Below are 19,382 nucleotides of genomic sequence, written 5' to 3'. Positions count from 1 at the left end.
GGTTACAGCAGATGAAGTGGAAGTGGTTGATTGGTTGGTTGGTTCATAGCAAAAATGATATTCTATGTTAGAAAATAGACGAAATAGACGAGATAGACGAAATAAAAAAAACACTAAAGTACCGTCTGTAAAAAATAGCATTACCAAAAAAGATAAAATAATTTGGATTGGTATTCTAATCGTTGTTATCCTGTTAATCTGCTTTGTACTGTTCTTACAGTTCCTAAAGTATTTTATATCTGTTTAGATACAACGCTTTTGCAATAGATGAACCGAATTCAGCAAATTCTACAAATCATTCAGCAAATAACATAATACATTAAAGTCTTTTAATCCTGAAATTTGCAGAGTACAAATTAGAATAGGACTATGGAGACAATTAACATATTTGAAACCAAAGAGAAAAACCATAAGCAAGGAATAAAAGAATCATTCCCAGTTACAGGAATGACCTGCGCATCGTGTGCAGCGAGTGTTGAATCTGTGTTAAAACACACAGACGGTGTATTTGATGCAAGCGTAAACTTTGCGAGCAGTTCTGTTCTTGTAGAGTACGACAAAGAGTTGAGTCCTAATCAGCTTAAAAATGCACTTCGCGAAGTTGGCTATGATATTATCATTGATGCGGAGAATCCTTCGGAAGTACAACAAGAACTACAGCAAAAGCACTATCAAGACATAAAAAATCGCACTATTTGGTCAGCCATTTTAACGCTGCCCATTTTTATTCTGGGAATGTTCTTTATGGCTTGGGAACCCGGAAAATGGATATCGTTGGTGTTGACCGTTCCAGTTTTATTTTGGTTCGGTCGTAGCTTTTTTATCAATGCTTTCAAACAGGCCAAACACGGTAAAGCAAATATGGATACCTTGGTGGCGTTGAGTACCGGAATCGCCTTCCTCTTTAGTGTATTCAATACCTTTTTTCCTGAATTTTGGTTAAGTCGTGGCATCGAGCCTCACGTATATTACGAAGCGGCTACCGTGATTATCACCTTTATTTCCTTGGGGAAACTATTGGAAGAAAAGGCAAAATCAAATACATCTTCAGCCATTAAAAAACTAATGGGGCTTCAGCCTAAAACCCTTAAAATTATTGAGAATGGGGAAGAGAGGGAAATCCCTATTTCATCCGTACAGGTTGGTCAGACCATTTTGGTGCGTCCCGGAGAAAAGATTCCCGTGGATGGCGAAGTTTCCAAGGGAAGCTCATATGTAGATGAAAGTATGATTACTGGAGAACCCGTTCCAGTTCAGAAATCCCAAGGGGAAAAGGTATTCGCTGGTACCGTTAATCAAAAAGGAAGTTTTCAATTTACCGCTGAAAAAGTAGGTGGAGAAACCCTGCTTTCCCAAATCATTAAAATGGTTCAGCAAGCGCAAGGGAGTAAGGCACCCGTTCAAAAACTGGTCGATAAGATTGCAGGTATTTTTGTTCCGGTGGTATTGGGTATTTCCATTGTCACCTTCATCGTCTGGATGTTAGTAGGAGGCGATAACGCCTTTTCACAAGCCCTATTGACCTCTGTAGCAGTGTTGGTTATCGCTTGCCCCTGTGCCTTGGGTTTGGCAACACCTACCGCCATTATGGTGGGAATTGGTAAAGGCGCAGAAAATAATATCCTTATAAAGGATGCCGAAAGTTTAGAACTCGGTCATAAAGTGAATGCTGTCATTCTTGATAAAACAGGTACAATTACAGAAGGAAAACCTTTAGTAACTGATATATTTTGGAAGGATAAACTCGAAGATATCAACGAATACAAAAAAGTTCTTCTAGCTATTGAAGCACAATCAGAACACCCTTTGGCGGAAGCTGTAGTCAATCACTTAAAAGATGAAAATATTGAAAAAGCTGAAATTGCTTCTTTTGAAAGTATTACAGGAAAAGGTGTGAAAGCTCAAACAGAAAATGGTTCACCATACTATGTTGGAAACCATAAACTAATGCTTGAGAAAAATATTCAAATCGATGCTTCCTTGATGCAAACAGCAGAAAGTCTCGAAGAGCAAGCGAAAACCGTCATTTTCTTTGGCAATGAAAAACAAGTGCTGGCGATACTCGCCATTGCAGACAAGATTAAGGAAACTTCAAAAATGGCCATAGCAACACTTCAAGAACGAGGCATTGAGGTCTATATGCTTACTGGAGATAACAATAAAACCGCATCTGCTGTCGCAAAACAAGTAGGAATAACAAATTACCAAGGAGAAGTGATGCCTTCGGACAAAGCGGCTTTTGTCGAAAAATTACAGGCGGACGGAAAGATAGTAGCAATGGTGGGCGATGGTATCAACGATTCGCACGCCCTGGCGCAAGCCAATGTGAGTATTGCTATGGGCAAAGGTTCGGATATCGCAATGGATGTAGCAAAAATGACCTTGATAACATCAGATTTACAATCTATCCCAAAAGCATTGGAACTATCAAAAAGAACCGTGTTGGGCATACGTCAGAACTTATTCTGGGCATTTATTTACAACATTATTGGCATTCCAATTGCAGCGGGAGTTCTTTATCCTGTAAATGGGTTTTTGTTGGATCCGATGATTGCAGGTGCAGCAATGGCATTCAGTAGTGTATCCGTAGTTGCAAATAGCTTAAGACTTAAACGAGTAAAACTTTAATAATAAATAAATTCAATACTATGAAAACTTTAAAATTTAAAACAAATATCAATTGTGGTGGGTGCGTATCAAAAGTCACCCCTTTTTTAAACAAACAAGAAGGTGTAGAAAGTTGGGAAGTAGATACCTCTAATCCTGATAAAATCCTAACCATTGAAAGCGATGGTGTAACCGAAGAAGATGTAAAGGCGACTTTGCAAAAAGTGGGATTTAAGGCCGAACCTGTAGATTAATACGTTTTTAATATGGCTTATATTTTTATTTCGGTTGTGATTGTTCTTTTTGCTGTTCATTTTTATAGAAAAGCAAAACGTCATAGTGTAAAGCCATTTCCAGAACATTGGCATAAATTATTGACGGATAATGTGCTGTTTTATAGAAATCTATCAAAAGACGCACAGCTAATTTTTCAGCAAAAAATGATGCTATTTTTAAGTGAGGTCTATATCGATGCTGTGCAGTTTGAACTGGAAGAGTTGGATAAGGTTTTAATTGCAGCAAGTGCCGTCATTCCAGTTTTTGGCTTCAAGGAATGGCACTACACAAATTTAAGTGGCATCCTTTTATATCCTGATAATTTTAATGAGGATATGCAATTTAGCAGTAAGGATAACTCACGGAATATTGGTGGAATAGTTGGAAATGGAAGGTTCGAGAAACAGATGATACTTTCCAAGAAAGCATTGTACCACGGCTTTAAAAATACAACCGATAAAAGCAATACTGGCATACACGAATTTGTGCACCTTATAGATAAGTTGGACGATAGAACAGACGGTGTGCCAGAGCGGCTAATGGAACATCAATATGCCATACCTTGGTTAAACTTAATCCATAAAGAAATGGAAGCGATTAACGATAACCATTCAGATATTCGTAAATATGGTGGAACAAATCAAGCTGAATTCTTTGCGGTTGCTTCAGAGTATTTTTTTGAACGAGCGGATTTACTAAAAAGAAAACATCCAGAACTTTATGGGATGTTGGTGGAATGTTTTAGGCAAGAACCGAGCACTTGAGAAAATGAATCAGGCAAACTATAGAGAGTTCAGTTTACACTCTCGTGTAACGTGCTCAAACGTTAGTTTACTATGATTTCCGCATATCCTGCAAGTTCCTTTACGTTTCAAATTATCCTATGAATCCAGTTTTTTGATTTTATCAGTTAGTTCTTCAGGTTGTAAAATTGGTATTGCTTCACGTTCTACATGCAATCCCAATCCTTTGGTCTGATTTATATGGTTAGTAGTAAATTGATTTATGTGAACGTAAATAATTCCAATATCATCACTCATTCGGGTTTGCCAGTCAAAACCATACAATTCTTTCAACCATTTAAAAGGTGTAGTTCTGAACATAACATTGGGGTTTTTGTAATGCCGGCCATCATCCAATAGTATGATTAGCAGATAAACCCTGTTGAATCCAATTTCGGTATATCCATTTGCCTGAATAGTTCCCTTTTTTTGAACGCTTGTAATCTTGTTTATTTTTGGTGGTTGATTTTCAAGCGATTCGGTTTTTACTATTTTACATTCTATTCCAACCGCATTTTGTTCCTTTCCTTGTTCATACAGAAGAATGTCAATATCCCCTGGCATTTTGTTTGGGATTGTGATAGGTTCTTTAACGCCACATTGGTATTTCACCGAATTTGCGGATGGAAATACATTACTAAATAACATCTTTTTGAAATCTCGATTTTCCATAAGCCAATTAACGGCTTGGTCTTCGCTATCAAAAGTTCTGGTAACACTTACATCTGGCTTGGGATTGTTTACGAAAAATGAAATGGTCGAAGAACCATCAAGAGGTTGTCTATCCGAAAACACATATTCTGTCACCTCATATTCTGGTGGTGGTTCTTTTCGGAAGAATTGAACTATTCTATTTTTAATACCTGCCCATATTCTCATACGTTAAAATGGAAATATTTGGTTAGTAAATTGTTTGAATATGTCGCTGGCGATAGCTTTGTCAATGGCTTTGGCTGCGACCAAATCGCCAAGTTTTGATTTTAATAACTGACCAAACGATTTTTTGCTAAGATGCGGAATGTCTTTGCGCAGCTCATCAAACTCATCGAAGATGATTTGCTGACCATATCCTGATCTTTTAACTTCGGCAAGTACCTCTTTGAGAAGTGTTTTTAATTCTTCATCAGAATCGCTAATTTTTGAGTAGTCGGGCACTTGGGATTTTCTGGCTTGTTCAATGGCATACTTTCCCTCAAGTTTTAGTTTGGCATTTACCTCACGACCATTCATAGTCTCAATAAGGCCTCGTTCTTCAAGCATTCTACCATAGTCCCAATCTTCGCTACGCCCACCTAACTTTAGGCCGTTACCTTCAAGAATCCACTTAATAGAATAGTATTTCCCATCATTATACAGTTCATATAGTTTAGAAAGTATAAGATCAAGAATGCCTTCGGTATCAAGGTTTTTACGCTCTTCTAAATCAATGTCATCAGCTCGCACAATAGCATCTGAAATGAATAATATTTTTAAATAGTAATCAAGCCCATTAATTTCATCTTTAATGGTTTGAATAGTGTTTTTGACTCTTTGGTCGATACCTAATTTCATTCCGAAATTATATCCTTGTTGAGCCTTAAACTCGTATGCAAAATTGGTGTGTTCAGGGTCAAAAGAAGCCTTTACATAACTGATTACATCGCTTTCCCACGATTGTTTTTCCTCTTTCAATTCATTTAATAAATCCTCAGTTCTTGCTGCTTTATATTTTTTAATAAGCGCATTTCCTTCGGACTGAAAATTTTCAAGACTACTTTTAAATTCAGTCCATTTAACCTTTAACACCATAAACATAAAATTATGTTGGTAAAGGTAAGGGAATGGCAATTGAATATGTTGAAATATGACTTTAAAATATTTGCAGATGGCTGATAATAGTTCAAAAATTTACCACACTATCCAAAGCATCATCTGCTTCTTTGTGAATAAAATTAGCTTGATAGTTCAATGTGGTTTTTAAATCGCTATGACGATACAATTTTTGCAGCATAAAGGGATGGATGGTATCACCAGTAATATTGCCAAAGGTATGCCTCGCAATATGCATTGTAATTTTCTTATCAATTTTCGCCTTTTTAGCTATAGATTTTAAGTTGTCATTAAATTTCTTGGTAGCTGTCTTTCTCTTGTTATAGACATCTTTTGCATCATCGAGATTCGCTTTTTTCAATTCGGGAAAAACAAAATCGGTTGCATATCTTTTGTCTTCTTTGTAATAATCTAAAATTTTGAAAACCTTATCTGGAATTTTTAATGATAGTAATTTTGAGTTTTTGTTCATTCTATAATGCAACCTTTTGTCGTATATGTCAGACCACTTTGTCCACAATACATCGGTAACTCGCATTCCGGCAAAATTAAAACTAAAGAGCCAGACATTTCGAGTGTGTATTTCACTCAAAGTTAAATTCTCAAGAGCTTCTATGGCTCTTACTTCAATAATATTCAACCCGACTTTGCTTGTTTCTGGAAACTTAATTTTAATCTTGTCACCACCAAAAGGATATAATTCCCTACTAACTATTTTGAGCTTAATAGCTCTGTTGAACAACAACCTAATGAGGACTAAGATGTTCATTACTGATGTTTCTGAAAGTTCGTGTTTGGCTTTCAAATATATCATCAGCTTTTTTAGGAAGCGTTCGTTAATTTCCTGAAAAGCCAACTGTTTTGATTTATTAAACTTTATGATATAGCTAACCAAAGCACTATCCGTAGATAAGCGGTTTAATTTTTCGGCGATTTCCAATTCGTCCAGATGCTCTTGTGCTAGTTCAAAAAAGGTAGCAGAGTTTCCCGAGGCATATATCTCTTTTTTGATTTGGTTGGCAGATGCATCTTTATGCTCGGATTGTAAGTCAATAAGTGCTTTATTGGCGTTCGAGAGTTCCTGTGATAGCAACTTGTTTAAACTATCAGCATTTGAATTAGACTTTCTTACTCGAATATTTTTTTCGTCCCAATCCTCTATGTCAATATAATGACCTATATATTGATATGTTGAACGACGATTTTTTGTAATTCGAACAGCTAATGGGTAAAGCCCTTTACTGTTTGGTTTTTTACGTAGAACTATCTTTGCGTTTGATGACATAATTGACCTGTTTTGAGTACGAAAGTCAAATCAGGTACAACATAGGTACAACATTCCATTTTGAATGTATTCCTTTACCTAAGTACACCATAAAGATACGAAATTATTGTTCTTTTCAGGTACAACATAGGTACAACAAATGTTGAAATCAATTGATATTAGATGATATTAAAGAAAATGTAGAATCGTATAATCAATTGAAAATGAATGACTTTGTTTCAATTTGGTGCAATATACGCTAGACTTAGGATCTAGTGCCGCGAGGTGTGGGAGTTCGAGTCTCCCCACCTGTACAACCCTTTAAAAATGGGCTAATCGAAAGATTAGCCCATTTTTTATTTGGGTTAAATAGTAGAGGTGATTTTGAAATATATGACCTTGATTCATTTAATTGTGAAATAGTCTGACAAAGGATTTAAATATACGATTCACTAAATAGTCAGAATATTATAATATTATGTAAATGTTTCAGCGAGATGCTATAAAAGTTTTACCTTTATATTTATCTATACCACTATGCTGAAAATACAAGATGTGAGTTGTGAGCTAGCCGTATAAAAGTTCAATGTTCACAAAAATAGATAGGACTGAATTATTTTGACAGTATTGTCACTTAAACGAAGAGTAGAATCCAGGAACAAATTAAAAAATATATAAAATGAAAGCAGAATATATTGATATCCCTTTAGTAAAAAACGAAGAAAAAAAACGTTTCGAAATTGAGATTGATGGTCATTTCGCCTTCATAAATTATGGCGAATTTGGTGACCAAATAGCATTAGTTCATACTGAAACCGACCCAGAATTAGCAGGAAAAGGAGCTGCAAGTGCAGTGGTAGAGAAAACCTTAAATTATCTTGATGATCATAATATTGTACTTCTACCTTTTTGTCCTTATGTTTTTGCATATATCAAAAAACACCCGGAATGGAAACGTATCGTTAGCCCGAAGTTTAAGGGCTATGATAAGCTGTAATCGTCACTTATAATAAGTGGTTTGATTTATAAGAATTATTAAACAGTGACTATTTTTCAATAATATAAAGTTGATATTGAAAATAGTCACTGTTATTTTTATGAAGTGGAAATGATCTTATAAAACTTCTTCATAGTTTTAAAAGAAATGATTCTACATAATGTGGCTTAGGCCATAGAAATCACTAATCGTTTTCCTGTATCTATTTTTTGATGCCATAGGTATTCAATGTTCTTAAGGGATTCTACAACCAATTCTATGTGTAGCTTTCCGTCTGCTGCTAGCTGGAACATTTCCGGGAGAATTTCTTGACTTAGTGATTGAAGGTCTTCTTGAGATAGACTACCAAAGCCTGAGCCTCGAATTTCGATAGCAGAACTTCTTAAAACGCCAGAGGATAGACTAATATTTTCACCAGCCATAGATCCAACCGTTACTAGTCGTGTTTTATGGGTGAAATTATGCAATCCACCTCCTTTTAGGGCTTTTATTATCAATTCTACAGGTTTTCCCCATACGTAATCAATCACCAAATCTATTGGCGTTTCAGCGTGTTGTTTTTTTAATTGCTCAACAATTTCTTCATCGCTTTGTTTTAGGGAAATCGTAAAGTCGGCACCAAGCGCTTTCGTTTTTTCTAAATTCTCTTGGTTTCTACCGGTTGTAATCACGGTATTTGCACCATAATATTTGGCAATCTGAACGGCTAAAAGTCCTGTAACACCCGTTGCACCATTAATTAAAACATTTTGCCCAGGTTTAATTTCCCCCCTTACTTTGAGCGCCATGGCCGAACCTAATACTGCATTTGGTAGTGCCGCAGCTGTGTAATCATCTAAGTTTTCAGGAATTATAGTGTATTGGCTTTTGCCGATAATTGCTTTTTCGGCAATCATTCCTGTAACACCTTGTGCATACACTCTAGTGCCATCTTCTAAAACACCGACGCCATCCATTCCAACAACTACAGGTAACTCAGTGTAACTTGCGTAATGAGTTCCACTAGCTCTTAATTTATCTAAATTCTTAACGGCTGCTGCTTTTACTTTTATTAATAACTGTTCGTTATTTTGAACTTCTGGAGAAGGAAAATCTTTGTATTTAGGAGATTGTCCTAATTGTTCTAAAACTGCTGCTTTCATGTTCTGATTTTTAAGTGTCTAAAAAATAGTATTCAAATGAAAAAGAGGCAGTGTGAAATACTGCCCCTAATCCTTTTTATTCTAAAATCTACTATAGAAAATTCAATCTCTAAGTTTAGGCTTGTTTTGTAAACTGTACGTCAACAACCATTTTTACTTTATCTGAAACTACGATACTTCCTGCTTCAGTAACAGCACTCCAAGTTAAGTTAAAGTCTTTTCTGTTAATAGTACCTGTCATTTCAAATCCAGCTTTGGTTTGTCCGTAAGGATCTTCTGCTACACCATTTAATTCAGCGTCTAAAACAACTTCTTTCGTGATGTCTCTTATCGTTAAATCTCCTACTAATTTTTCACCATCAAACGATTTTGAAACGAATTTCATTTCAGGAAATTTTTCAGCGTTGAAGAAATCGTCAGATCTTAAATGTGCATCTCTATCTTTGTTTTTGGTATTGATAGATGCTGTTTTAGCACTAAATGAAAAGTCAGCATTTTTAAAATCGTCTCCATCAGTTTTAGCAGTTGCTTCAAAATCTTCGAAGTGACCTGTTACTGTTGAAATCATCATGTGCTTTACTTTGAAAGCTATTTCTGAATGTGCGTTGTCTAATGACCAATTTGTGTTTTTACTCATTTTAATATGTTTTATAAATTATTATTTCGTTTTATTTAATAGTTTACTTTTTCGATAACCAGTTGTCTAAAGAATACTTTCCTGCTCCTATTAGTGCGATGGAAATATATATGGCTGCGTAAAGAAGTGGTAATTCTTGTCTTCCAAACCCATCATTGGCATGTACTATAAATGCTGCAACTAGCATGGTAATCGCTAATGGGATTGCTGCTAGTCTAGTACCTAGACCGATGATCAATAAAATAGCACATAATACCTCTGCAAAAACGGCTAGTGCTAAGGAGGCTGTTGCACCTACTCCTATAGGATCTCTGAATTGAATTGGTTCTCCACTAAAAAGAGCTTCAAACTTTCCTAAACCATGTGTTAACATAAAGGCTCCTCCAACAACTCTTAGTATTAAAAGGGCAACACTTATATAGGTGCTACTGACGCCTGAACTCATGGCTTTCTTTAATATTGCATTCATCTATTTTTGATTATCTTAATACGTCTTGAATATCTTCTAGTTTCTTGAACATTGCTGCAGCAAATGGACACAAAGGCGTAATTTTTATGTTTTTCTCTCTAGCCATTTCTACAATTTTATAGAGCAACTGCTTACCCACACCTTTCCCTTTAAATTCTGGATCTACTTCAGTATGGTCAATGATAATATGATCTGTTCCTGCTATAGAATAGGTCATGATTCCTGCTTTTTTATCTCCTTCAGAAGCTATTGCAAAGCCCTTATTTTCTCTTTCTTTTATAATTATTTCCATCTTATAATGTTTTAAATCTTATAAAGACATTGGCACTTCCATTAATAGTACACGTGCATTTTCTGTCGCTTTTACATCAATGCTTTCAGTGTCCCAAATACCCATACCATCTCTTTTGGAAAGTTTGGTACCATTGATTTCTACCTCACCATCAAGAATGAAAGCGTACACGCCATTTCCTTCTTTTTTGATTTTGTATTCATCTGATTTTCCTTTTTCAAACTTTCCTATATGAAACCAAGCATCTTGATTAATCCATACACCTTGATCGTCTTTGTTAGGAGAAAGTACTTGATAAAACTCGTTGTCTTTAGCAATATCTCTTATTGAAATTTGATCGTAACGAGGTTCAACATTTTTCTCTTTAGGGAACACCCAAATCTGAAGGAATTTCACTTCCTTGTCCTTGTTTTTGTTGTATTCTGAATGCGTGATTCCTGTACCAGCACTCAACACTTGCACGTCACCTTCTTTAATTACAGCAACGTTGCCCATGCTGTCTTTATGTTCTAGATCGCCTTCTAAAGGTATGGAAATAATTTCCATATTGTCGTGTGGATGTGTTCCAAAGCCCATTCCTGCGGCAACCGTATCATCATTTAGTACACGTAGTACACCAAAATGCATACGCTCTGGATTATGGTAATTAGCGAAACTAAATGTATGGTGTGAGTTTAACCAACCGTGATTTGCGTGTCCTCTTGTCTCTGCTTTGTGAATTATTGTGTTCATAGTCTTTATATTTTTATTAGGTAAATGATTAAATCCTACTCGTTGCATCAATGTATCGTAAGTTGATGTTTTAGGTTTACTATTTTCTGTTTTAAGTACTTGAGGAGCAATCGCGCCAACAACACCTGTTAATAAAACATTTTTAATAAACTTTTTACGATTCATAGTATTTGCTTTAAGTATAGTACAAAGATACAGTCGATTAGAAATCTGTGGAATATGAAAAAAAGGGATAGACTTATGAAAATCCGATATTGAAGAATTATACTAGTTGTTATGGAGGTTAGAATGCTCTATGTGAGTGCTTTTTTATGACAAAATGGTAATTAGTGTTTCATACCAAATTCCGATGTAAGCTTCACTTTACACTATATTTAATGTGAGGTTTTACTAATTTAAAAGTTAAATACCCGAAAACCATGTCGCAATAGAAGTGCTAACATTTAAAACCTCATTTGATATAAATACAAAAGCCAAATTCGAAAATTTGGCTTTTTATTTTGCCTTAATTTATAAGGGCCTTTAGTATATGTATCTATAATTTACTAGATGTATTAAAACTGTAAATCGGCAATAATATCGAACTCATCGTAAATAGCTTTGTCTTTAAGATCATCAAAGAAACTTGTAGATCCATAGCGTACGTCAAATTTAGATCTGTCTATTTTTAAAGCTGCATTAGCTTTATTTCCATAAACTGAAAGTTCAAATGTGATGCTTTCTGTTTTTCCTTTTATAGTAATATCACCTATTACTTCATAAGAGTTTTTCCCTGTTGGTTTTACTTTCGTAAATTTTAAACTTGCCGTAGGGAATTTTTCAACACCAAAGAAATCATCAGATTTTAAATGTCCTTCTAATTTACCTTTATATTCTCCTTCTAAATCTGTAACCGTGATCGTAGACATATCAATTATAAATGCACCTCCAATTAATTTATCTTGATCGAAGTTAAGGTGACCTGATTTGATAGAAATTAGACCGTCGTGAGCTCCAGTTACTTTATAGCCTTTCCAAACTACTTTACTCTCTGCTACTTTAATTTCTTTTTTATCTCCTTTTATAGTGGTAAAAGAAAACGTCATAAATGCTACTAAAGCTATAGCTGTTATGTTTTTAATGGAATTTTTCATTTGTATCTTTTTTAGTATTAATTATTACGGTACAAATTTCCAACATATTTGAGCTGTAGAAAATGAAGTAGTTTATAAAATGAAGTTAAACTAGATTAACTTTTATCGCTCTTGAGTCATTTGACTTTTAATTTTACTTAAAAACTCTTTGGTAATTCCTAAATAAGATGCAATCATATACTGAGGTACACGTTGTTCAATTTTCGGATAGGTGGTCTTAAAAATTTGGTAGCGCTCTTTAGCGCTAAGACTAAAGTTTCTTATGATTCTTTTTTGTGAAGCCACAAAAGCACGTTCTGTTATTTTTCTAAAAAGTCGTTCTAGTTTAGGAATTTCTTCATATAGCTCTTCTAAATTGTCATAGGTGAATTGAAAGAGTTTAGTGTTTTCCAGACATTGTACATTAAAATCTGCAGGTGTTTGGGTTATAAAACTTCCCAAGTCCGAGGTCCACCAATCCTCTATAGAAAACCCGACAATATGTTCTTGACCATCGGTATTCATATAGAACGTTTTTGTACATCCAGATATGATAAAGTTGACCGTTTTACAGGTGTCTCCTTGTTGAACTATATATTGGTCTTTGAGGTAATTTCTTTCGATTATTTTTGAAAATAGAAGATTTTCTTCTTCAATTGTAAGATGGATATAGCGATTAATGTAGTTTAAAAAAGGTTTTTTATTCATTGTTTTTTCGCTTAAGCTGAGATTTTAAATCAAAAATAAACTCCGTAATGCAATTTACAGCTATTAGCTCTGTTCTATTTAAAAATGTCATGGATTCTTTGAATATTGTTGTTAAGATAGAGTTCAACTAACTTAGGTAGGGCTTTTAAATGCCTGGAAAACAATATACAGTTGTAATATTAATTTGGTTTAACTAGTCTATTAATAATTGTAAACTAGCGATAGATTTATTTTAGCTATTTGATATACTGCTTTAATAAGACCTATTAAAAATGAATTGCTTTAATTAAATTGTAATTATTTTTAAGGTTTTCTATTCGCTTATCATTTAAAAATATCCCAAATTTGTGACGATTTATTCAAATCTCACCTGATGCTATTTTTACCAATCACGAATAATCTCAATAATTTTAGGCGGTTTGTTAGTGTTATGCTAATAGGATTTTCATCTCTTCTTATAGCGCAAACTGAAATGAAGACGTATCAACCTTTCATGTTTACTGTAGAGGCTGATCCTGCTTCGAATACGACGCCAATCCTAAATGCCGAAGTTGAAGCTATTATATCAGCTCAAAAAAAAGCTAAGGATTCTACCTATGATCAAATGAATTATTGGAATTCCGCTTATCCTTCATATCGTTGGCATCAAATTATGGTTGAAGCAGGTAAGCGTTCTAAAATTCGAAAAAATGGCGGTCGTATGGCTATACTTCATTTAGCGATTTATGATGCCCTTTCAGATGTGTGGAATCGGAAGCAAGAGACGAAACAAGCTGCTCCTTTTGAAGATTATTCAAGGGTAGAGAGCTTAGGGCATCTTCCTAAATATTCCACCTATATCTGTGATTATAGTGCAACAGCAGCTGTGGCACATAGTATTATAAGTTACTATTTTCCTGATCAAAAACCATTCTTAGATCAAAAATTAGAAGAATTTAAAAAAGCGCGTTTAGTTACAGGATTGCAATATCCAAGCGATATAGAATTAGGCTTAATTATTGGCGAAAACATAGCGGAAAAGTACATCGCATACGCAAAGACCGACAGAACCGATAAGATTTGGGAAGGAACATTACCTAAAGATACGTCTTTATGGCGTGGAAAGCCCAATAAATACGATCCTATGAGAGCTCAATGGAAGCCCTTCACGTTAAAATCGACAGATCAATTCAGACCTGGTCCACCTCCAGCGGATTGGTCGGCAGACATGAAGGAATTACAAGAGTTTAATAAAACTAACGCGTATAGCGAAATTGCCTGGAAATGGAGAAGTCAGCCTATTTGGGATCTTCTATTGGAGCGTAAGCTTTTAGAATACGGATTTGATGCTTTTGAGGCGGCCTATGCAAGCGCATTATTTCATACCACTCGCTTTGATGCTACGATTACAGCTTGGGATGGTAAATATCATTATTGGGGAATTCGTCCTTTTCAGTACGATCCTAGTTTTAAACCAATCCTTATAGATACACCCAATTTCCCAGGTTATCCTGCGGGACATACAACCGTTGCAGGAGCCTTAGCTGTTGCCTTGTCTAATATATTTCCTTTAGATGCGGATTATTTTCAAGAATTAGCTCTAGAATGTTCTGAATCACGTTTTGAAGGTGGCGTTCATTTTAGAACAGATAATGAAGTTGGTTTGGAAATAGGAGAGAAGGTTGGTAAACACGTACTTGAAAACTTCCCTAAATAATTTTTAGTTTTAAGACTACAATCATCCTAAGGTAATACTACTAATGGTGTTTGACCTTCGTAAACCAATTCGTTGATTAAAAAACGTCTAAAAAGTTGATCGGTCATAATACGTGTGCCTTTTTGAACAATGAGAATCTCATCAATTTTATTATTGATCACACTCTTAATACCATCCAATCGATTGTCGGCTTCATAAATAGCAAAGTCGGTATTAAACTCATCCGCATAAGATGCTGATAGACGTTGTAGTCTTTCTTTTATTTCACTAGTCTCTTCATTAGGTTTTGCCAAATGGAAAAATGTAATACTTGTGTTTTCGTGATCTATGAATTTTAGAAAGTTATTTAGTGCTTCCAAATTCAATAGTTCTTTAAGGCCTACTGCTACAAAGATTTTTTCGTGTGAAAAGGTGTCAATGCCTTTTGGCATGCCCACCACAATATTTTCTGAATTGTTTATAATTCTAAGCGCATTACTTCCTAAGAATAATTTCTTTAAAGCACCTGTGCTTTTTAGGCCGATGAATATTAAATTATCAAAAGGTTCTGCTAAGAGTTCTGGTAAAATTTGGTGAAAATCTATTTCTGAAACAAAAAAAGATACTTCTACGGTATCAGGAATATGAGACTTAGCTAGCGCTTTTAATTCTTCACGGGCTTTATCATTAATGTCTTGTATAATAAATTGCCTAGATTCGTCTTCTGCAAAAGCAGGTAAAAACGGATTGGTTTGATGAACCAAGAGCAGTTTTGCATTTGCTTCCTTACTCCATTCAAAAGCATACTTTATGAGATTGCTCGAGTAATCTGAAAAATCAATTAATAATATAAACCGTTTTGTCATATTTAAAATTTTAGTGTGCGGTTCTGTTGTATAGACACTCTTTTACTTTTACGTAGTCTTCATCGCTATCTGCTAAAACTATTAAGATGTCATGTGGTTTTACTACTGTAGAACCGCCAGGTCTAATATATTCATTATTTCGCTTTATCATTACAATAAATGCCGATTTCGGAAAGTTTAAATCAACAATTCGCTTATTTGAAGACAATACATCGGGTAAAATTTTAAACTCTTGAAGTGAGGATTTTGGTAGGTCTGACATTAATTGATCAATTTCAGTGAGCTTTTTTGTTTCTTCTGGTTCACCAACATTCAACCATTTTGCAAAGATTGAAAGTGTTGTTCCCTGTATTAAAATAGAGGTAACCGAAATGAAGAAAACAATGTTGAAAATAACATTAGCCTTGTCAATTCCTGCTAACAATGGATAGGTTGCAAATACAATTGGAACTGCACCGCGTAATCCAACCCAAGAGATATAGAGACGTCTTCTTAACTTCATTTTAAAAAACATAAGACTTATAAAAACGCCTACAGGCCGTGCTACAAGTATCAAAAAGACTGAAATTAAAAGTCCAATACCCATAAATGGTATAATTTGGGAAGGAAAAACTAATAAGCCTAGGGTAAGGAAAAGAACAATTTCTGTTAGCCAGGCCAATCCATCATACATTCTCAGTATAGTTTGTTTATGGATTAAATCTTGATTTCCTAAGTATACCGCACAGATATAAATGGCTAGAAAGCCATTACCTCCTACAAAATCTGTTGCCGAAAAGGTAATAAACATCAAGGCTATGACTAAAACAGGATATAGGCCTTCAAAATCAAGGTTAATCTTATTGATCACATGTTTACTGATATAGCCAAAAGCAAATCCAGCAATTGCACCTACTACCATCTGCTGAATAAACATGGGGATAATGGAGAGAATATTCTGGTCTTGATTTACGACTAAGGTTAAAAAGGCAATGGTAAGCACATAAGCCATAGGATCGTTACTACCACTTTCTAATTCTAATGTGGGTCTTAAGTTTGTTCTTAGCGCCAGATTTTTAGAACGCAAAATGGAAAACACGGCTGCGGCATCTGTAGATGAAACAATGGAACCTAACAACATACTTTCGTAAATTGTAAAATCTGTTATAAACCAAACAAATGTTCCTAGTGAAAGAGCCGTTAATAAAACCCCTGCTGTAGATAAGGCGAGGCCCTCTTTAAGTACAGGTTCAATACTCTTGAAATTAGTATTAAGACCTCCCGAAAACAAAATAAAGTTTAAAGAGACAACACCTATAAGCTGCGCAATTTTAGGATCGTTAAAGAAAATACCACCGATACCATCAGACCCTGCTAACATTCCAATGGCTAAAAATAGAATTAAAGTCGGGACTCCAAATTTATAGGATGTTTTACCTACAACGACACTAATAAATAGTAGAATAGAGCCAACAAGAAGAATGTTTTCAATGGTTAAGTTCATTATGATTTTGTATTCTGAATCTTATATGTTTAGGTGAATTACAGTTAAAATGGTTTTATGTAAATATACAAATTGCTTTATTTCTTAACGGAATACTTCCTTTAAAATACGCTTGCTAAGTGTTGATTTATTATTCTTTTTAAAATTAGAAATATGAAGTGGAATTAACGGCTTGTAGATTATGTGTACAACGTAATAACGACATTGTAAGTGAATTTTAAACGAATGACTAATTAATATAGTTATAAATAAACTTACTAATAATTAGTTGAATTGGACCTAAGTCTTTGATATTGATTTGACAAAGGCGAATAGAACTTTGATGAATTATAGTTTGATTTTTAGAATCGGATGTTTCATATAAGAATGTGGCGTTTTACTGAGGAAAACATACTAAAAAAAGTATATTTGCCGCCGATTGAATGGTGTAGGGTTTAGACAGACACTTTTAATCATTTTATAACTTATGTTTAATTGAAATAAAAAATTATGAAAAATTCAATTGTAGTACTTACAGCCTTTTTAATTAGCGCCATGTCTTATGCGCAAGTTCAAGTTTCAGTTAGTTCTGGATATGCAATAGGTAGTGCTGAAATGTTATTAGGAGAAAGTATTAATTCATCAGAAACAAAAAACGAATACGGTAGTTATGGTGAAGGTGTAAGTTTCCAATTAAGAGGAACTTATTTTTTAAATGATTCTTTTGGTTTAGACCTAGGAGTTGGTTATTTGAATGGTACGGATCAGACGATAAAGAATGTTGATTTATCACATAGACAGACTGACGCAGTTGCTAGAGCACGTGCATTTGGAGGGTCACTATCAGTAGTTTACAAGTTTACTAATAACATTTATGGTCGTTTTGGAGCTTTAATTAAATTGGGCGGAATGACAGAAGCTGTGGTATATGATAAAAATTACTTTGCTGTTGACCCAAGTTTAGATAATCCACAGGGAGTAACTGTATCTCAGGCATTTGGTATCGAAGAAGGTTCTTACTCTGAAACAAATTATACGGAAGATTACCACGGACAGTTTCCTTTAGGTTTTGTGGGTGCTCTTGGATATAAGTATGACTTAGATTCAAACTTTAGTCTTTTTGCTGAGGCAGAATATTATGGAATCAGTTTAAAGCGTAAAGATTCTGAAATTACAGAATTTAATACAGATATTGTTTTACCTGATGGTACTGTTGCTGTAAAAGGTGTTTATTCATTGGATAATTTACCTGAAGGTTATAATAGAAAAACGACTTATGTTGATAATCTAGACCATAGCAATACTGATTCGTCTAAAAAATTATCTCAAAAAGTTCCATATTCTTCTTTCGGAATTAATTTTGGAATAACTTATAGATTTAAAGGAGCAGCTAAAAAGAACAATCAATAATAATAGTTCATTTTAGAAGGATGAAGATATAGAAGTTCAGCCTATTCATAAAAAAGCCTATTGAAACATGTGTTTTAATAGGCTTTTTTTATTACTAAGGTTTAGCAAACTCTAGACTTACATTTCAGAGATTAGTTGTGATTCAATTCCTTCATTATCTCTGCAAATAACTCGTAAGATCTAATTCTGTCATTAATATCATAAATATTAGTTACAGCAATAAGTTCGTCTGCTTTAGTTTTCTCTATAAATTCCTTCACTTGAGCCTTCACCGAAGCTTTGCTTCCTACAAAAGAAAATTTCAGCATTTGATGAATTTGTGGATGCTGTATAATCTCTTCGAGATCAGGAGTCATTTCCGTTGGCGGCTGAACAAAATCGCGTTTCCCTGTAAATATTCCAACAATCATTCGGATTAACGATGTGAAAAGACGTTGCGCCTCTTCATCGTTGTCCGCTATAATAATGTTTATACCAGCCATAACATAAGGGTTTTCTAAGTCTTTTGATGGCTGAAATTCTTTGCGATAAATGTCTATGGCATTCCATAAATGAGTTGTCGCAAAATGACTTGCAAAAGCATAAGGCAACCCTTTCTCTGCCGCTAAATGAGCACTGTCTGTACTTGATCCTAAAATATAAAGAGGAACATGAACGCCTTCAGCAACCGTAGCGCGAACTTTCGCAATGGCATTGTCCTTAGAAAAATATCTTTCAATTTTTTCTATTTCATTAGGAAACGAATGTGCCGCTTGCATAAAGTCAGATCGAATAGCTTGTGCCGTTTCTCTGTCTGTTCCTGGTGCTCGCCCTAAGCCTAAATCGATTCGATTAGGATATAAAGAGCCTAGCGTACCAAATTGTTCAGCAATAATTAATGGCGAATGATTAGGAAGCATAATTCCTCCCGAGCCAATACGTAGTGTCATTGTGCCTTCTGCAACATAACCTATTAACACCGACGTTGCACTACTTCCAATATTGGGCGCATTATGATGTTCTGCTAACCAATAACGAGTGTAGCCATATGATTCGGCATGCTGTGCTAACTTAAGCGCATTATTAAAAGTTTGTTTAAGCGAATGACCTTCAGAAACTAAGGCGAGATCTAATATAGAATATAATGTTTGTTTTTGGCTCAT

Annotated in this window: 19 protein-coding genes; 6 read left to right on the top strand and 13 right to left on the bottom strand. The window is 34.7% G+C overall.

The window, feature by feature from the left end; genetic code table 11:
• Positions 1-369 precede the first annotated feature (369 nt).
• From DFQ11_RS01620 to DFQ11_RS01610, 3 genes are read left to right on the top strand one after another with little or no spacing between them, the layout of a single operon-like run.
• Complete coding sequence (locus tag DFQ11_RS01620; protein ID WP_110473886.1) at positions 370-2,628, top strand: heavy metal translocating P-type ATPase; 2,259 nt, start codon at positions 370-372, stop codon at positions 2,626-2,628.
• 20 nt (positions 2,629-2,648) lie between these two features.
• On the top strand, positions 2,649-2,861 hold the full coding sequence (locus DFQ11_RS01615) for a heavy-metal-associated domain-containing protein (RefSeq protein ID WP_008616468.1): 213 nt from the start codon (positions 2,649-2,651) through the stop codon (positions 2,859-2,861).
• Between the two features lie 12 nt (positions 2,862-2,873).
• On the top strand, positions 2,874-3,647 hold the full coding sequence (locus DFQ11_RS01610; protein WP_110473885.1) for a M90 family metallopeptidase: 774 nt from the start codon (positions 2,874-2,876) through the stop codon (positions 3,645-3,647).
• A gap of 117 nt (positions 3,648-3,764) precedes the next feature.
• Here DFQ11_RS01610 and DFQ11_RS01605 read toward each other — a convergent pair whose 3' ends face one another.
• From DFQ11_RS01605 to DFQ11_RS01595, 3 genes are all read right to left on the bottom strand, one after another.
• On the bottom strand, positions 3,765-4,544 hold the full coding sequence (locus DFQ11_RS01605) for a hypothetical protein (RefSeq protein WP_110473884.1): 780 nt from the start codon (positions 4,542-4,544) through the stop codon (positions 3,765-3,767).
• 3 nt (positions 4,545-4,547) lie between these two features.
• Entirely contained in the window at positions 4,548-5,453 is a 906-nt protein-coding gene (locus DFQ11_RS01600; RefSeq protein ID WP_229791216.1) for a hypothetical protein, read from the bottom strand.
• Between the two features lie 91 nt (positions 5,454-5,544).
• A complete protein-coding gene (locus DFQ11_RS01595; RefSeq protein WP_110473882.1) occupies positions 5,545-6,759 on the bottom strand; it encodes a site-specific integrase in 1,215 nt (404 codons plus the stop codon).
• A gap of 658 nt (positions 6,760-7,417) precedes the next feature.
• Between DFQ11_RS01595 and DFQ11_RS01590 the strand changes: the two genes are divergently transcribed.
• A complete protein-coding gene (locus tag DFQ11_RS01590) occupies positions 7,418-7,735 on the top strand; it encodes a GNAT family N-acetyltransferase (RefSeq protein WP_110473881.1) in 318 nt (105 codons plus the stop codon).
• A 167-nt stretch (positions 7,736-7,902) separates the two neighbouring features.
• Here DFQ11_RS01590 and DFQ11_RS01585 read toward each other — a convergent pair whose 3' ends face one another.
• From DFQ11_RS01585 to DFQ11_RS01555, 7 genes are all read right to left on the bottom strand, one after another.
• Positions 7,903-8,877, bottom strand: coding sequence for a quinone oxidoreductase family protein (locus tag DFQ11_RS01585; RefSeq protein WP_110473880.1), 975 nt, complete (start codon positions 8,875-8,877; stop codon positions 7,903-7,905).
• A gap of 115 nt (positions 8,878-8,992) precedes the next feature.
• Positions 8,993-9,514, bottom strand: a complete 522-nt coding sequence (locus tag DFQ11_RS01580; protein ID WP_110473879.1) for a YceI family protein — start codon at positions 9,512-9,514, stop codon at positions 8,993-8,995.
• A gap of 43 nt (positions 9,515-9,557) precedes the next feature.
• The gene (locus tag DFQ11_RS01575) at positions 9,558-9,983 is read right to left on the bottom strand and encodes a DoxX family protein (RefSeq protein WP_110473878.1); all 426 of its coding nucleotides are present in this window, start codon (positions 9,981-9,983) and stop codon (positions 9,558-9,560) included.
• 10 nt (positions 9,984-9,993) lie between these two features.
• Positions 9,994-10,275, bottom strand: a complete 282-nt coding sequence (locus DFQ11_RS01570) for a GNAT family N-acetyltransferase (RefSeq protein WP_110473877.1) — start codon at positions 10,273-10,275, stop codon at positions 9,994-9,996.
• A gap of 18 nt (positions 10,276-10,293) precedes the next feature.
• Positions 10,294-11,007 carry a pirin family protein gene (locus DFQ11_RS01565; protein WP_110474800.1) on the bottom strand — a complete coding sequence of 238 codons (714 nt, stop codon included), beginning with the start codon at positions 11,005-11,007 and terminating at the stop codon, positions 10,294-10,296.
• 554 nt (positions 11,008-11,561) lie between these two features.
• Positions 11,562-12,140 carry a YceI family protein gene (locus DFQ11_RS01560; RefSeq protein ID WP_110473876.1) on the bottom strand — a complete coding sequence of 193 codons (579 nt, stop codon included), beginning with the start codon at positions 12,138-12,140 and terminating at the stop codon, positions 11,562-11,564.
• 102 nt (positions 12,141-12,242) lie between these two features.
• Complete coding sequence (locus DFQ11_RS01555; RefSeq protein ID WP_110473875.1) at positions 12,243-12,827, bottom strand: Crp/Fnr family transcriptional regulator; 585 nt, start codon at positions 12,825-12,827, stop codon at positions 12,243-12,245.
• Positions 12,828-13,299: 472 nt separating this feature from the next.
• On the opposite strand from DFQ11_RS01555, the gene DFQ11_RS01550 reads away from it, so the two are divergent.
• Entirely contained in the window at positions 13,300-14,523 is a 1,224-nt protein-coding gene (locus DFQ11_RS01550; protein WP_110473874.1) for a phosphatase PAP2 family protein, read from the top strand.
• A gap of 26 nt (positions 14,524-14,549) precedes the next feature.
• Here DFQ11_RS01550 and DFQ11_RS01545 read toward each other — a convergent pair whose 3' ends face one another.
• Together DFQ11_RS01545 and DFQ11_RS01540 are read right to left on the bottom strand one after the other, a co-directional pair.
• Positions 14,550-15,368 carry a universal stress protein gene (locus DFQ11_RS01545; protein WP_110473873.1) on the bottom strand — a complete coding sequence of 273 codons (819 nt, stop codon included), beginning with the start codon at positions 15,366-15,368 and terminating at the stop codon, positions 14,550-14,552.
• A 10-nt stretch (positions 15,369-15,378) separates the two neighbouring features.
• Positions 15,379-16,851, bottom strand: a complete 1,473-nt coding sequence (locus DFQ11_RS01540; RefSeq protein ID WP_110473872.1) for a potassium/proton antiporter — start codon at positions 16,849-16,851, stop codon at positions 15,379-15,381.
• Between the two features lie 489 nt (positions 16,852-17,340).
• On the opposite strand from DFQ11_RS01540, the gene DFQ11_RS01535 reads away from it, so the two are divergent.
• Entirely contained in the window at positions 17,341-18,240 is a 900-nt protein-coding gene (locus tag DFQ11_RS01535; RefSeq protein ID WP_110473871.1) for an outer membrane beta-barrel protein, read from the top strand.
• 131 nt (positions 18,241-18,371) lie between these two features.
• Here the strand turns inward: DFQ11_RS01535 and DFQ11_RS01530 are convergent, their stop codons facing one another.
• Positions 18,372-19,382: an LLM class flavin-dependent oxidoreductase gene (locus DFQ11_RS01530; protein WP_110473870.1), complete on the bottom strand. Its 1,011-nt coding sequence runs from the start codon at positions 19,380-19,382 to the stop codon at positions 18,372-18,374.

The organism is Winogradskyella epiphytica, assembly GCF_003217215.1.
GTDB classification, from domain to species: domain Bacteria; phylum Bacteroidota; class Bacteroidia; order Flavobacteriales; family Flavobacteriaceae; genus Winogradskyella; species Winogradskyella epiphytica.
The sequence above is the reverse complement of the archived record's forward strand: the minus strand, read 5'-3'. Positions and strand labels throughout refer to the sequence as shown.

What these genes read in the sequence shown, in the direction of transcription:
- DFQ11_RS01620 (WP_110473886.1), top strand. Translation starts at nt 370, where the DNA reads ATGGAGACAATTAACATATTTGAAACCAAAGAGAAAAACCATAAGCAA.
- DFQ11_RS01615 (WP_008616468.1), top strand. Translation starts at nt 2,649, where the DNA reads ATGAAAACTTTAAAATTTAAAACAAATATCAATTGTGGTGGGTGCGTA.
- DFQ11_RS01610 (WP_110473885.1), top strand. Translation starts at nt 2,874, where the DNA reads ATGGCTTATATTTTTATTTCGGTTGTGATTGTTCTTTTTGCTGTTCAT.
- DFQ11_RS01605 (WP_110473884.1), bottom strand. Translation starts at nt 4,544, where the DNA reads ATGAGAATATGGGCAGGTATTAAAAATAGAATAGTTCAATTCTTCCGA.
- DFQ11_RS01600 (WP_229791216.1), bottom strand. Translation starts at nt 5,453, where the DNA reads ATGGTGTTAAAGGTTAAATGGACTGAATTTAAAAGTAGTCTTGAAAAT.
- DFQ11_RS01595 (WP_110473882.1), bottom strand. Translation starts at nt 6,759, where the DNA reads ATGTCATCAAACGCAAAGATAGTTCTACGTAAAAAACCAAACAGTAAA.
- DFQ11_RS01590 (WP_110473881.1), top strand. Translation starts at nt 7,418, where the DNA reads ATGAAAGCAGAATATATTGATATCCCTTTAGTAAAAAACGAAGAAAAA.
- DFQ11_RS01585 (WP_110473880.1), bottom strand. Translation starts at nt 8,877, where the DNA reads ATGAAAGCAGCAGTTTTAGAACAATTAGGACAATCTCCTAAATACAAA.
- DFQ11_RS01580 (WP_110473879.1), bottom strand. Translation starts at nt 9,514, where the DNA reads ATGAGTAAAAACACAAATTGGTCATTAGACAACGCACATTCAGAAATA.
- DFQ11_RS01575 (WP_110473878.1), bottom strand. Translation starts at nt 9,983, where the DNA reads ATGAATGCAATATTAAAGAAAGCCATGAGTTCAGGCGTCAGTAGCACC.
- DFQ11_RS01570 (WP_110473877.1), bottom strand. Translation starts at nt 10,275, where the DNA reads ATGGAAATAATTATAAAAGAAAGAGAAAATAAGGGCTTTGCAATAGCT.
- DFQ11_RS01565 (WP_110474800.1), bottom strand. Translation starts at nt 11,007, where the DNA reads ATGAACACAATAATTCACAAAGCAGAGACAAGAGGACACGCAAATCAC.
- DFQ11_RS01560 (WP_110473876.1), bottom strand. Translation starts at nt 12,140, where the DNA reads ATGAAAAATTCCATTAAAAACATAACAGCTATAGCTTTAGTAGCATTT.
- DFQ11_RS01555 (WP_110473875.1), bottom strand. Translation starts at nt 12,827, where the DNA reads ATGAATAAAAAACCTTTTTTAAACTACATTAATCGCTATATCCATCTT.
- DFQ11_RS01550 (WP_110473874.1), top strand. Translation starts at nt 13,300, where the DNA reads ATGAAGACGTATCAACCTTTCATGTTTACTGTAGAGGCTGATCCTGCT.
- DFQ11_RS01545 (WP_110473873.1), bottom strand. Translation starts at nt 15,368, where the DNA reads ATGACAAAACGGTTTATATTATTAATTGATTTTTCAGATTACTCGAGC.
- DFQ11_RS01540 (WP_110473872.1), bottom strand. Translation starts at nt 16,851, where the DNA reads ATGAACTTAACCATTGAAAACATTCTTCTTGTTGGCTCTATTCTACTA.
- DFQ11_RS01535 (WP_110473871.1), top strand. Translation starts at nt 17,341, where the DNA reads ATGAAAAATTCAATTGTAGTACTTACAGCCTTTTTAATTAGCGCCATG.
- DFQ11_RS01530 (WP_110473870.1), bottom strand. Translation starts at nt 19,382, where the DNA reads ATGAGCCAAAAACAAACATTATATTCTATATTAGATCTCGCCTTAGTT.